11 protein-coding genes are annotated in these 13,875 nt (G+C 63.9%); 2 read left to right on the forward strand and 9 right to left on the reverse strand.

Features of this window, described 5'->3' with window-relative positions; all coding sequences use genetic code 11:
* Positions 1–25 precede the first annotated feature (25 nt).
* Both Q0063_RS00880 and Q0063_RS00885 read left to right on the forward strand, forming a co-directional pair.
* The gene (locus tag Q0063_RS00880; protein ID WP_297870075.1) at positions 26–1,081 is read left to right on the forward strand and encodes an aldose epimerase family protein; all 1,056 of its coding nucleotides are present in this window, start codon (positions 26–28) and stop codon (positions 1,079–1,081) included.
* 43 nt (positions 1,082–1,124) lie between these two features.
* Complete coding sequence (locus Q0063_RS00885; protein ID WP_297870076.1) at positions 1,125–3,500, forward strand: clostripain-related cysteine peptidase; 2,376 nt, start codon at positions 1,125–1,127, stop codon at positions 3,498–3,500.
* Between the two features lie 229 nt (positions 3,501–3,729).
* Here Q0063_RS00885 and Q0063_RS00890 read toward each other — a convergent pair whose 3' ends face one another.
* The 9 genes from Q0063_RS00890 to Q0063_RS00930 all read right to left on the reverse strand — a co-directional run bounded on the left by Q0063_RS00890 (position 3,730) and on the right by Q0063_RS00930 (position 13,682).
* Complete coding sequence (locus Q0063_RS00890) at positions 3,730–4,626, reverse strand: AraC family transcriptional regulator (protein WP_297870077.1); 897 nt, start codon at positions 4,624–4,626, stop codon at positions 3,730–3,732.
* A gap of 656 nt (positions 4,627–5,282) precedes the next feature.
* A complete protein-coding gene (locus tag Q0063_RS00895; protein WP_297870078.1) occupies positions 5,283–6,335 on the reverse strand; it encodes an AbrB family transcriptional regulator in 1,053 nt (350 codons plus the stop codon).
* Between the two features lie 44 nt (positions 6,336–6,379).
* Entirely contained in the window at positions 6,380–6,952 is a 573-nt protein-coding gene (locus Q0063_RS00900) for a DUF1847 domain-containing protein (protein ID WP_297870079.1), read from the reverse strand.
* A 68-nt stretch (positions 6,953–7,020) separates the two neighbouring features.
* Positions 7,021–8,379, reverse strand: coding sequence for an MmgE/PrpD family protein (locus tag Q0063_RS00905; protein WP_297870080.1), 1,359 nt, complete (start codon positions 8,377–8,379; stop codon positions 7,021–7,023).
* A gap of 3 nt (positions 8,380–8,382) precedes the next feature.
* The gene (locus Q0063_RS00910; RefSeq protein WP_297870081.1) at positions 8,383–8,889 is read right to left on the reverse strand and encodes a 3-isopropylmalate dehydratase; all 507 of its coding nucleotides are present in this window, start codon (positions 8,887–8,889) and stop codon (positions 8,383–8,385) included.
* Between the two features lie 24 nt (positions 8,890–8,913).
* The gene (locus tag Q0063_RS00915; RefSeq protein WP_297870082.1) at positions 8,914–10,173 is read right to left on the reverse strand and encodes an aconitase/3-isopropylmalate dehydratase large subunit family protein; all 1,260 of its coding nucleotides are present in this window, start codon (positions 10,171–10,173) and stop codon (positions 8,914–8,916) included.
* Positions 10,174–10,244: 71 nt separating this feature from the next.
* Positions 10,245–11,636, reverse strand: a complete 1,392-nt coding sequence (locus Q0063_RS00920) for an MmgE/PrpD family protein (RefSeq protein WP_297870083.1) — start codon at positions 11,634–11,636, stop codon at positions 10,245–10,247.
* Positions 11,637–11,817: 181 nt separating this feature from the next.
* Entirely contained in the window at positions 11,818–12,753 is a 936-nt protein-coding gene (locus Q0063_RS00925; RefSeq protein ID WP_297870084.1) for a LysR family transcriptional regulator, read from the reverse strand.
* Entirely contained in the window at positions 12,750–13,682 is a 933-nt protein-coding gene (locus tag Q0063_RS00930; RefSeq protein ID WP_297870085.1) for a LysR family transcriptional regulator, read from the reverse strand. The genes Q0063_RS00925 and Q0063_RS00930 overlap by 4 nt, the downstream gene beginning before the upstream one ends.
* Positions 13,683–13,875 lie beyond the last annotated feature (193 nt).

Here is a 13,875-nt window from a genome sequence, read left to right on the forward strand (position 1 = left end):
AACAAACAGAAAGGATGAAATACATATGGCGGAAAAAACTTCCTTCGGCGTGACCCGGGACAACGTGCCCGTGGAACAGTACACCCTGCGGCAGGGGGCCCTCTCCTGCGACATTCTCACCTACGGCGCGGCCCTCCGGGCCCTGCGGGTCCCGGACCGGGCGGGCAGGCCTGTGGACGTGGCGCTGGGCTTTGACAGCATCGGGGACTACCAGACCCAGAACAAATTCATGGGGGCCGTTGTGGGCCGCTTTGCCAACCGCATCGGCGGGGCCCAATTCACCCTGAACGGGCGGGACTATCCCCTGGCTGCCAACAACAACGCCGTCAACCACTTCCACGGCGGCCTCCGGGGCTTTGACAAGCAGGTGTGGACCGTGGGAGACGCCGGAGAAACCCGGCTGGTTCTCAAGCTGTCCAGTCCGGACGGCCAGGAGGGCTACCCCGGCGCGCTGGACGTGTCGGTCACCTATGAGCTGACGGAGGAGGGCCTGTCCGTCCGTTATCTGGCCTCCTGTGACCAGGACACCCTCTGCAACCTCACCAACCACACCTATTTCAATCTGGCGGGACATGACAGCGGCCCGGTGACGGATCAGATCATTCAGCTGTTCGCCTCCTTCTACACCCCCGCCGACACCCTATCCATCCCCACCGGCGAGGTTCTGAGGGTGGAGGGCACCCCCATGGACCTTCGGGTTCCCGGGCCCATCGGACGCAGCATCGACGAGGATTTCCCCCAGCTGGCCTTCGCCGGGGGCTATGACCACAACTGGGCCATCGACGGCCAGGCCGGTTTCCTGCGGCCCGCCGCCCTGGCCTGGAGCGAGGCCACCGGCATTCAGCTGGAGGTTCTGACCACCCAGCCCGGCGTTCAGTTCTACACCGGGAATCACCTGGAGGGCTGCATCCCCGGCAAGGGCGGCGCGCCCTACGGAAATCGCTGGGGCTTCTGCCTGGAGACCCAGCGCTTCCCCGACGGGCCCCATTACGGGCATTTCCCCTCCTGCGTTCTCAAGGCCGGGGCGCTCTACAGCGAGGAGACGGTTTTCCGCTTTTCCGTGAGGGGACAGGGGATTTGACCGGAGACCTTTCCAGGCAGAGAGAAAGAGAGGAACATCAGATATGGAGAATAACAGGCCCAGAGGCCGGGAACGGCGGGTGACCGGCCCCGGCAAAACGGTCCGGAGACGGGGCGAGGGACTGGGAACCGGCCCGGTGGGCGGCGGCATACCGGGCGGCGGAACGGCAGGAGGGGAGGGCCGGCGGCAAAGCGGCGGCGGCTCCCGGAACGGCGGCGGGGGCGGCATGAGGCTGATTGTGCTGCTGCTGGCGCTGCTGCTGGGCGGAGGCGGCGGCGTGACCGCTCTGCTGGGAGGCGGGGCCTCCGGCGGCCAGACGTCCCAACCTCCCCAGACATCTCAGACGTCCCAGGGCGGCGGCACGGACTGGGCCTCGGTGCTGGGCGGTCTGGGGGGCGGCAGCGTCTCCGCCGGCTGGCAGAGCCAGCCCAACACCGGCCGCCTGGACGAGACGGTGCACCCGGAGGCCCGGCCCCGGTATACCTCCCTGGCGGGGGAGGGCAGGGACACCGCCCTGGAATCCCGCAGCGGCATGGGCACCGCCGACCTTCAGGAGATGCTGGACGCCCGGTTCGGGAGGGATATCAACCTGCTGGTGTACACCGGCGGCTGCAAGGCCTGGAAGAACCAGGCGGTCAGCAGCGCCGTCAATCAGATCTGGCAGGTGCGGGACGGGAAGCTGGTCAGCCTCCGGAAGGACCTGGGCAGCGTCTCCATGACCGACCCGGCGACGCTGTCCGAATATATCCGCTGGTGTGCCGGGAATTACCCGGCCAGCCGGTACGCGCTCATTTTGTGGGACCACGGCGGGGGCTCCGTCAGCGGCTACGGCTATGACGAGAAATTTGCCTCCACCGGCTCCATGAGCCTGGCGGGTCTGGACGAGGCCCTGGAGGACGCCGGGGTGAAGTTCGACTTCATCGGCTTCGACGCCTGCCTGATGGCCACAGCGGAGACCGCCCTGACCCTCACCCGCTATGCGGACTACCTCATTGCCTCCGAGGAGACGGAGCCGGGGGTGGGCTGGTACTATACCGACTGGCTCACGGACTTCGGACAAAACGTTTCCCAGCCCACCGTCCAGGTGGGGAAGAGCATTGTGGACAGCTTTGTGGACACCTGCGCCGCCAAATGCCCCGGACAGCTCACCACCCTCTCCGTCATCGACCTGGCGGAGCTGGAGGCCACGGTTCCCCAGGCTCTGGCGGACTTTTCCAGCTCCACCTTCGGCCTGATCCGGGACCGGGACTACCAGACTGTCTCCAATGCCCGGAGCGGAGCCAGGGAGTTTGCCCGCTCCAGCAAAATCGACCAGGTGGACCTGGTGCACCTGGCCCGCAATCTGGGGACTAGAGAGGGCGCAGCCCTGGCGGAGGCCCTTCTGGGGGCGGTGAAGTACAACCGCACCTCCTCCAACATGACCAATGCCTACGGCGTGTCCGTCTATTTCCCCTACCGCTCGTCCTCCGCCGTGGACCGGGCCGCCTCCACCTACCGGGAAATCGGCCTGGACGACGGCTATATCCAGTGCATCCGGGCCTTTGCCAGTCTGGAGGTCAGCGGTCAGGCCGCCTCCGGCGGCACGGCCTCGCCTCTGCCTGCCCTGATGGGGCAGCTGCTGGGGGCCTCCGGCGGCGGGGAGGACATCGCCAATCTGCTGGCCGGTTTCCTGGGCGGCGGCTTTGACCGGGTCTCCGGCCTGGACAGCGGCAATACCGATTTCCTGAGCGCCGGGGCGCTGAGCACGGAAGAGACTGCCCAATACCTGGCGGACCACCGCTTCCCGGCGGACGCCCTGCTGTGGCAGGAGGGAGCGGAGGGCGCGCCTGTGCTCCGCCTGGAGGAAGCCCAGTGGTCCCTGGTCCAGGACCTGGAGCTGAATTTGTTCTACGACGACGGCCAGGGCTATATCGACCTGGGGCTGGACAATGTCTTCCGGTTTGACGGGGACGGCGGCCTGCTGGGGGACGTGGAGCAGGCCTGGCTGGCCATTGAGGGACAGCCGGTGGCCTATTACCATACCGCCACCGTGGACGACGGGACCAGTTACGCCATCACCGGCCGGGCGCCCGTGCTGCTGAACGGGGAGCGGGCGGAGCTGCTTCTGACCTTCGACAACGACCGCCCCGATGGATATGTGGCCGGCGTGCGGGCCGTGTACGCCGCGGGGGAGACGGAGACCGTGGCCAAGAGCGAAACGGAGCTCCGCCCCGGGGACACCCTGGAGTTCCTCTGCGATTACTACAGCTATGACGGGGACTACCAGGACAGCTATCTCCTGGGCGAGCCTCTGACGGTGACGGAGGCCCCCCTGACGGTGAGCGACGTGCCCCTGGAGGGCTCCGTCCGGGCCTGCTACCGCTTCACCGACCTGTACAATCAGCACTACTGGACGCCGCCCGTGCCCTCCGCCGGCTGAGAGCCTGTTTAAAATCTCCCCCCACACGTCTTGACAGCGTATTTTCCGCCCTGACTGCGTTAAAAATCCTTGCCATCCGTCAGGATGCCTGCGGATTTTTGCCTTGCAGGACAAAAAATCCCCTCGCCAATACGCACACGTTGAGATTTTAAACAGGCTCTGAGAGACGGAGAGCCCCGGTGCGGAACGGAAAACGCCGCAGACGGAAGAGAACCGTCTGCGGCGTTTTTCAAGAGGGCTGTTCGGGGGACTTCAGCTGCCTGTCCAGATAGTCCTGACGGTATCTGCGGGGCGGCATTCCCACGATTTTGGAAAACTGGGCGTTGAAGTAATTCTGCGTCTCAAAGCCCACCTGCTCCGCAATCTGGGCCATGGAGAGGTCCGTGGTCAGCAGCAGGTTCTGCGCCTCGCCAATCCGGCGGCGGAGGAGATACTGCATGGGGGCGTAGCCGCTGGCCTCCTTGAAGACATGGGACAGATAATAGGTGCTGAGGTGCAGGGCCTTCCCGATATCCTGGAGGGTGACGGCCTCCCGGAAGTGCCGGTCCATGTACTCCTGAATCTCCCGGCCCAGAGCGCCCGCCTCCGGCTGGGGCTGCTGAGGCGGCGCGTCCCCGAACCGCTGGAGCACCCGGCTGAGGAGCGCCAACAAAAGATGATGGCAAAGGGCCTCGCAGCCGGGGCGGTCGGCGGCAAGATAGCGGTACATCATGTCGTAAATCAGCCCCAGGTCCTCCGCCTCGTCGCCCATGGGGCAGACGGGCGGGACGCCGTCGGGAATCAGGGCGTTTTCCCGCAGACCGGGCATCCGAAGCCCGCCGATTCCCACGCAGTAGCTGTCCAGGGCGTTTTCCTGTCCGGAGCGTTCGTCGTGGACCACGCCGCTGTTGTAAACCAGCAGGTCCCCGGCATGGACCTCATAAGCGGTCTCGCCAATCCGGAACCTCGCGCTTCCGGCGCGGATTAAAACGACCTCCGCCAGATCCTCGTGGGCGTGAATGATACGGGGACAGACCTGGTCCAGGGTGCGGACGTGGGTGACATACAGCAGCTGCGGCACGTTTTCCCCGGTGAAGAGAGAGCGGAAATCCCGCTTGATCAGACAGCGCGGCGGTGTGTTGGGCATACAGTCCTCCTGAAAAAGTCGGGGCATACAAAGGGAACGCCCCTTAGAACCTGTATTCATAGCTGGGGGATGCTGGATGGGCGGGAATTTTTCCTGCCAGACAAGGAGATCTTTTGCGCCCTTGCAATCCTGACGGATTGCAAGGGAAATCGACGCAGTATGGCAGAAAAAAGACCGTTCAGACATCGTTCAGCGGTTGTGAATACAGGTTCTTAAAGCGGTTCTGCGGATACGTTTGGGAGCGAGGGGAATGGGCGGCAAGCCTGCCGGACTGACGGCAGCCCCCCTCGGCGTGCCTCCATTGTCCGCCAGTATAAAGGAAATCCTTTCAAATATCAAATGAAATTTTCAAATTTGCAGAAAGAGCTTTCAGAAAACCGGAGGCGTCTGAAGGGCCTCCTCACCGGCAGTCCGCAGGAGGCCGTCTCATTTTGAGCGCCGCCTGTGTACGTCGCGGCCTGCCCCGGCGCTGAACAGAAGCGGCTGCATCTGTTTCATAGGGCGGCGCTAAGGCCCCTGAGCCGCAGGAGCATGAGAGAAACCCGGGGAGAGCCGCCCCCATACGCCAGCAAAACCCCCGCGCAGGTCCCGGCGAAAAATGCTCGCCAGGATGTGCGCGGGGGTTTTATCCGCAAGTCTGCGGAACACCAGCCCTTCTAAAAGGGATACCATCCGGCGAACCACTTAATCAGGCCGGGCATAAAGGCCATGACACACAGGTAGCGCACCAGCTGAAGCACGGCCACCTTGGGGGCCTCCCCGCCCTGTTCCAGGGAGACCAGAGCCATGTCCGACATGCCTGCCGGTACGGAGGCGAACAGGCTGGTAGCCAGATCCAGGCCGCCGGTCTTGTACAGCAGCAGCCCCAGGACATAGTTGACCGCCACGCAGTTGACGGCAACCAGCGCCGCGGGGATTCCCAGCTCCCGGAAGCGCAGGATATCCCCCAGGGTGATGGTCACGCCTATGCTGATGCCCGCCAGCCACTGGGCCGCCAGCTTCATGGGCTTTGGCAGATAGGCCTCCGCGGTGCGGATGTTATAGGCCGCCACAGCCAGCATGGAAAACACCATGGCCCCGGCGGGAAAACCGCTCAGCTTCCCCAGGGCTCCAGCCAGGGCCGTAATGGCCAACGTAACGGCGGTCTGCCGCCTGCCCCGGCGCGTTTGGCCGCCCTGGGGGACCTCCTTGGCGGATGGGCTCCCGCCGGAGGGGGCCCAGCGGGCGCAGATGCGTGCGTCTGCCTGGGGGAGAATCAAAATCGCAATCAGGTAACGGACCAGCTGCAGCGCGGTGGACTGGGCCGGGTCCGCTCCCACGTCGGCGGAAATCAGGGCCACATCGGTGATGCCCCCGGGCATGGAGGACAAAAGCGCCGTGGCGGTGTCCACCGGCGACGTGTGGTGAATCAGCAGGCCCGTGCAGAAGGACAGGCAGACGATGCCGGTAAAGAGCTGAAGGGAGGGCCTGACAATTTTTCGCAGCTCCTTCAGGTCGCTCCGGCCGATGCGCTGGCCCACAAAGCCGCCTGCCACGGCCTGGACGCAGGGCTTGACGACCTTTGGAAAATAACCGCAGCCGGTGGCAATCTGAAACACGCCCACCAGCAGAATGGCGCCCACCATGGCCCCGGCGGGCACCCGGAACTTATACAGCGCCCAGGCGCCCGCCGCGCCGAGGGCCGCCGTAATCAACAGGCGCAGCAGCAACCCACATGCCTCCTCACCTCAGCCGCCCTCGGCTGTTTTTTGTTTCAGTGATGCTTCAAATACTCCAGAGGGGCGTTGTCATAAACGTGGTCCTTGGCGGCCAGCACCGTCACCGGCGCTTCGGAGTGCCTGATAAACAGGGAGTCATGGCCCACGCAAAGACCCAGCACAATATTGAGCTGGGTCTTTTCCCGGTTCAGCAGCTCCGCCTGTGCAATGGGATTACACATGGCGTTGCAGCTGCCGCCGACTCCCAGAACCTCCTGCCGGGACACGTGGCCCACCTTGCAGATGATGCTGGAGACCTGAAAGCCCTCCTGCCGGAGAATTCTGTCCACCTGGGCCGCCTCGTCCTTCAGCGTGATGCAGAAGGCCAGCCCCAGCTTTTGAAACCCGCAGAGCTTTGCGAAGCGAATTGTCTTCGGCAGCCGGCTTTCGCCGTGGTCCGGGGACGTCACGGCGGACTGCCGTGCCATCAGGCGCTCCTCCGGGTCCCGGTATTTCTCCAGCGCCTCCGAAAGCACAGGGTCCAGGGAGGGACAGCCACCGGGATAGTCCCCTTCCGCTCCCATGGGCCTGCCGCAGTTCTTCACGGCGCAGGACGCGCAAAACAGCATGGCGCACACTCCTTTTCTTTATAAACGTCCGGCCGGTCTCCCCATGCCGAAAAGGGCGCGTCTCTCCCTCAGGCCAGATCCGGCAGGCGCTCCAGGCGCTCCAGCCGGGCGAGGTCCCCTAAAAGCGCCTCCGCCCGCTCCCGGCCCAGAGACGGAACCGCCAGGTCCAGGAACTTGTCCCGCTCCCGCTCCGGGGACAGCGGCGCAGCCACGCTGCCGGACATATCATCTATCTGGCAGGTCAGAATGTCCCCGCTCTCCAGGGTGACGGTCATCCGGCTCCCCCAGCGCTCGGGATAGCGCCGGGTGAAGTCCTCGCAGGCCATGACGCTTGTGGCCTCTGCCACGCGGCGGACCTGGGGGTCCTCCAGCAGCTCCCGGCTGAACTCCCCTCGAGTCACCCGGCCCCGGGCGAAGGCGGCGGCGCAGGTAAAGGGAATGCTGAATTTCGCCTCCACGGGGCTCTCCGGGTACTTGGAAAAGCCGCACTGAAGGACGCCCACCTCATAGGTCTCCACCAGCACGGAGCGAATCTGCTCCAGGCGAAGGCCCCGCTCCTCCCGCAGGCGCAGGGCGGCGTCAATGGCATGGTGGGTGGTTCGGCAGCAGGGGTAGGGCTTTTTGTCAATCCTTGTGATTTCATAGCCCTGGCCCAGTCCGGCGGTCAGGCGGGCCATGTCGAAGCGGTCGCTGACAGCGGGGTAGAGCCCCCCGTCCTCCGCGTCCAGAATGTGGACCGGACCGGTCATGCCGGCCCTGGCCAGGAGACAGGCGGACACGCCGTTGACGGCGGCCCGGGCGGGGTGCAGCTTTTTGCAGGTGGCCCCCTCCGCCAAGAAGGCCCACAGGCCGCAGGCCTGCGTTCCCGCCATGCCGAAGGCGCTCAGGGTCCGGTCCTCGTCCAGGTTCAGCAGACGGGCGGCGGCGGCAGCGGCGCCAAAGGCGCCGATGACCCCTGTGGTGTGCCAGCCCCGTTTGCGGTTGCTGGCCACGTCCATCCCCAGGCCCACGCGGCCCATGACCTCATAGCCCGCGACGACGGCCTCCAGAAACCTCCGGCCGTCTGCATTCAGTGCGTCGGCCAGAGTCCAGGCCGCGGGAATCACCACCGCGCCCACGTGGGACTTGGACCCGGTGTGGACGTCGTCCAGCTCCAGTTCGTGGGACAGCAGCCCGTTTATCATCAGCGCGCTGAAAAAGCCGGTCCGATGGCCCTGGCCCCAGGCGGCGGCGGTTTCCCCGCCTGTTCCCGTCCAGCGTTGAAACTCCTGTCCGATGGCCCGGATTTCGCCGGACTCCGCCGCCCCCAGGGCTGCGCCCAGATTATCTACCACGCAGCGGCGGGCGGCGTCCAACGCCGGTTCCGGCAGGTCCTCCAGCCGGAACCGGCAGGCAAACCGGGCAAGCGCTCTCAGTTCCTCCGCCATATCTCAGATATCCAGGGAGTTGTACTTCTCAATGTAGTTGAGAAGGCCGCCCTCATTGATGATTTTTACTTCCTTCTCCGAGAGGGTGAAGGGCATTTCAAAATCGGGGTCGCCGGTCTTCCGGATGACCCGGCCCTTTACGTCTACAACCAGCTCGTCGCCCTCGGCAATCCGGTCGGTGTCGCATTCGATGAGCAGCATGCCGTTGTTAATGGCGTTCCGGTAGAAGATACGGCCAAAGGACTTGGACAGCACCGCGCCCACGCCGGCCAGCTTGATGATGATGGGGGCAATCTCCCGGCTGGAGCCGCAGCCGAAGTTGCGGTCCGCAACGATGAAATCATCCGCCTTCACACCCTGGACAAAGTCGGGCCGGGCGTCCTCCAGCACGTGCTTGGCGTATTCCTGGGGGTTGGCCCGCAGGGAGATGAGGCGTCCGGGGGCGATGGAGTCCGTACTGACGTTGGAGCCGAATTTCCAGGCCCTGCCCTGAATGGAATCTCTAATCATAATCAATTACTCCTTCCGAATCGTTCAAGCCATGACTTCCCGGGGGTCGGTGATATAACCCGTCAGGGCGGTGGCGGCGGCGGTGGCGGGGCTGGAGAGGTAAATGCTGGCGGTGGGGTTGCCCATGCGGCCCTTGAAGTTGCGGTTCTGGGTGGCGACCACCACCTCGTTGTCCGCGGGGATGCCCTGGTGCACGCCCATGCAGGGCCCGCAGTTGGGGGCCTCGATCATGGCGCCGGCCTCCGCCAGGGTCAGCAGGGTGCCGTCCCGCAGGCACTCCTTGAAGACATAGGAGGAGTTGGGGATGACCAGAAGGCGGGTGCCCCTGGCTACTTTTTTCCCCCTGAGAATCTCCGCGGCCACGTGCAGGTCCTCCACACGGCCGTTGGTGCAGCTGCCGATGTAAATCAGGTCCACGTGCTCGCGGCTGCAATTTTTAGCCAGGTCCACGTTTTCCACATAGTGGGGCTTGGACACCAGGGGCTCCAGAGCGGCGGCGTCGATGTCAATGACCCGCTCAAAGGCGGCGTCCTCGTCGCCGCGAATCTCCACATAGTCCTCTTCCCGGCCGAATTTCCTCAGATATTCCCGGGTGTGCTCGTCCGTTTCCATGATGGCGTTTTTCGCCCCCACGTCCACGCCCATGCTGGTGATGGTCAGGCGGCCCTCCATGGACAGGGAGGAGATGGTGTCCCCCCGGAATTCCAGGGATTTGTAAATCGCCTGGTCGGACTTGATGATGCCGGCCAGCTTCAGCATGATATCCTTGGCGTACACGCCTTTGGGCAGCGCGCCGGTGACGTTGATTCGGAAGGTCTCCGGAACCTTGATCCAGGTCTGCCCGAACCGGGTCACCGCCACCATGTCCGTGGAGCCGCAGCCTGTGGCAAAGCAGCCGTAGGCCCCGTGGACCGTGGTGTGGGAGTCGCCCACGATGCAGACCGTGCCGCATTTCAGGAAGTTTTCGTAAACGTGGGCGTGGACGTGGCCCGTGCCGCCCTCCTCCCAGTGGCAGCCGTGGCCCAGGGCGTACTGCCGGCACAGGGCGTGCTCGTTGGCCACCTCTTTGGTGGACTCCGGGCCGAATTCGTTGGCGAAGAGCACCCGTTCCGGGTCGAATACCGGGTCCTTGTCATAGCCCCGTTCCTGCATCAGCCGGACCAGCAGGGGGCCGGACCCGTCGTGGAGGGCGGCGAAGTCCACGTTGACCACAACGGTTTCCCCCGCTTTTACGGGGTAGCCCATGTTTTTGCTGATAATCTTTTCAACAAGTGTCTGTCCCATCGTTCATATCTCCTATCATAAAAATTTGCCGGTTTTTCCGATTTGCTTATGGCTGCTTATTGCAGGGGCTTTCAGCGGCGCAGGGCAGCTGTCAGCTCCCCGGCTCCGGACAGAGTTTCAAAGCGCCCGATCAGCTCCGCGAGGCGCTGGATTTGCCCGGCGCTGTACAGGGGGGCCAGGTTGTCCATGAATTTCCTGCGGACGGCGGCGGGGTCCAGGGGATTCTGGGGGGTGCCCATTTCATAGCGCTGGTCTCGGACGAAGCGCCGCCCGTCCTTCAGCGTCACGGTGAGGAAGCCGGGGAAGTAGCCGGGGTTGCGCTTGGAATCGTCGTCCACGCACTGAATCCGGTCCATCAGGCTCTGAATGCCAGGGTCCCGGGCATAGCTCAAATCTATCTCCCAGGGACTGACGCGGCCCTTTTTCGCCGCCATGGCCACCACATAGGGCAGGCTGAACCGCATGATATAATCGGTATTGGGCCGGGTCTTGGCCTCTCTGGGGGTGCAGACAATGGGGTAGCAGCGGCTTTCAATGCGGCACTCCGCGGAGTCGATTTCCTCCGCCGTGAAGCCCTCCTCCCGCTGCAAGGACAGCATGCAGTCGATGAAGGAATGGGTCATGTGGCAGACGGGATACAGCTTGACGGTGATCTCCGTGGTGCGCCAGACCTCTCCCAGGTCGGCGCCGGCCAAAAACTCTTCCAGGCCGTCCGTGCCGCCGCAGTGGGTGTTCCAGAGGCCGAACTCCCCCTCAAACACCTCCCGGGGGCCGGTGAATCCGTTCCGGGCCAGGCCCAGGGCGTAGACGGCGCTGTGGGCGGCCCAGCCGGGGTGGATCTTTTTCACCCAGCTGCCGTCCCGCAGGAACTCCTGCAAGGCCGCCGCCTGGCTGCCGCAGATGCCCAGGGCGTTAACCAGCGTCTCTTCGCTGTCTCCCAGCAGGCGGGCCGCCGTGCAGGCCGCGGCGAAGGGCGCGACGATGCCGGTGCCGTGGAAGCCCACGTCGTGAAACCGGCCCTTTGCCGCCAGAGCCAGGCGGATGATGATTTCCCAGCCCGCGACGATGGCTTCCATCATCTGCCGCCCGGTGGCCCCACACTCCTCGCCCACGGTCAGCGCCGTGCTCACCACCGCCGCGCTGGGATGAACGATGCCCCCCACGTGGGTGTCGTCATAGTCGGCGCCGTGAATCAGGGCGCTGTTGTACAAAACCGCATCCGCCAGGCGGACCTTTTCCTCCGTGCCCCACAGCGTGCAGCGGGGCGCGAAGCCCATTTCCGCCAGCGCGCCGCGGATGGCCTTCACGTGGTCCATGTCCTGGCAGGACATGGCGACGCCGAAGGTATCCATCAAAAGCAGCTTCCCGTACTCCACCACGGCATCCGGTATCTCCGAGAGTCTGGAGGACAGCGCGAACTTTGCGATTCTCTGTGAAATGGCCGCCTGATTCTGGGTCCCCATATATACCCGCCTTTCCTGATTCGGTCCGTTTCGTTCCTCGAACCGTCTTCAATTCAATAGAGGATAAGATAAGGGTAATATAAGGGTAAATGAAAGTCCAATATTGTTTCTGCGTGCCTGCTATTGCTTTTTTGCACAGGCGAAAAAAAGCGCCCCGGCAGGGCGCTTTCAATTCTCATCCTCATTTCTCCTGATTCTCTTTTGATTCCGCCCGGTCGTCCAGGGCCTTCAGCATCAGCCGTTTCAGCTGCTCCGCCGCGTGGGACAGGCTCTTTCCTCTCAGGGTGGCAATGCCGATGGCCCAGCTGGCCTCCAGCTCCGGGTCCATTTGATAGTGCTCGATGGGGCCCTGCTCCGTCCGGGTGCAGCTCTCCGGCACCAGGGCATAGGCCAGACCGTCATAGGCCAGCATAGCCGCCGTGTAGTTGTTCCGGGTCTGAAAAATTACCTGGGGCTCATAGCCGGCCCGGCGGAACACCTGGTCGCAGACCGCCCGGCTCTTCTGGCCGGGAAAGCCCAGGATGAAGCGCCTGTCCCGGAATTTCTCCAGATGGACATAGCGCTTGCCGTCCTTCTGATAGCAGTACAGGCGGGCAAAGGCGTCTTCCCGGGGGGCCACCAGCACCAGCCGTTCCGTCATCATCGGCTCGAAGACGATGCCCCGGCTCAGGGCCGGCTGGCTGATGACGGCGAAGTCCAGACGCTGGCTCAGAAGCCCGATGGAGAGATCTGCCGTGCTGATTTCATGGAGCTGGACGGAGATGTTGGGATAGCGGCGGTGAAACTCCGGCAGGACGAAGGGCAGCACCTGCTGAGACCGGTTGGATCCCATGCCGATGTCGATGGAACCGCTGTAGACCCCGTCGCCGGCGAAGTCGAACCGCAGGTTCTCCTCCTCCTTCAGGATTTCGCGGGCGTAGCGCAGGCAGATTTCCCCGAAGTTGGTGGGCACCGGGCCGTCCCCGGTGGTGATGAACAGCTGCGCGCCAAGCTCCTCTTCCAGCCGCTTGATGTTGCGGGTGACGGAGGAACGGTTGACTCCCAGGCGTGCCGCCGTCTTCTGGGCGGAGCCGCAGGCGGCATATTCCACGGCGTATCGAAGCAGTGTGGTGTTCATGGGCATACCTCCGGCATAGACGCGATGCATTCCTGCATGATTCTGGCCAGCTCCAGACAGGGCTGGGACAGCGGCAGATTGGGGGCGTAGGCCGCCACCAGCTCCCAGCTGGCGTTCCAGGCGGGGGGAAAGCGAAAGAACGCCGGACGGTACTGCCTGGCGTAGTGGCGGGCGAAGCTCCTGGGGGCGAAGGCCGCTCCGATTCCGTCCGCCGTCAGGGCCAGCGACGTGGCGAAGCTGGTGGTGGAAAAGAGAATTTTGGGGACGATTCCGGCGGCGGTGCAGATGTTGTCCGCCACCTGGCGGCTGCGCTGGTTGGGGGTCAGCATATTGAAGGATTTGCGGGACATAATTTCCGCTGTGACGACGGGAAGGGGGTCCCCCCTTGCGGAGGCGGCCAGGTAATCCGGGTCGTCCGGGGGAACGGCCAGATAGATTTCTTCCCGGCAGAGGGAGATATACTCCAGGTCATAGTCCCGGAAGGGCCTGTGAAGTACCGCCAGATCCAGGCGGCCCTCCCAGGCCAGCTGCTCCAGCTGGGCGGAGGAGTTCTCCAGAAGCCGCAGGTCCATCATGGGGAAGCGCTGGCGGTACAGCCGGATCAGGCCCGGCAGAATCATTCTGCTCTGAAAGGGGGTGATGCCCAGGGTCACGCGCCCCTGCCGGGTGCCGGCGGCCTCTCCAATCTCATACTCCATCCGCTGATAGGTCTGCTTCATCCGCTCTGCGGCGTTCAAATAGGCCTGTCCGGCCTCCGTCAGGCTCAGTCCGCCCTGGCCCCGGCGGAAAAATACGGTTCCGTATTCCGCCTCAATCCGGTGCAGGGCCTGGGTCAGGGACGGCTGTGCGATGAACAGCTGTTCCGCCGCCCTGGTGATGCTTCCACACCGCGCGATGGTGGATACATACGATATTTCCCGGTCTGTCATCCATATTCCCCCGTTTCAAAAGCCGCCGGACGGCCCCTGTGTCTGCCGTTTATTATAGCATCTGCACGCTTTGCTTGCAAGCAGGGTCCCGTCCTTTGTGCAAAAAAGCTATGACCCCTGTGAAATATAAGTATTTGAGTCGAAAAAACAATCCCTTTATAATGGGACTATCAAAATCCCCAGGGTACCGGCG

It is taken from the genome of uncultured Oscillibacter sp. (assembly GCF_947654275.1).
Taxonomy (GTDB): Bacteria; Bacillota; Clostridia; order Oscillospirales; family Oscillospiraceae; genus Oscillibacter.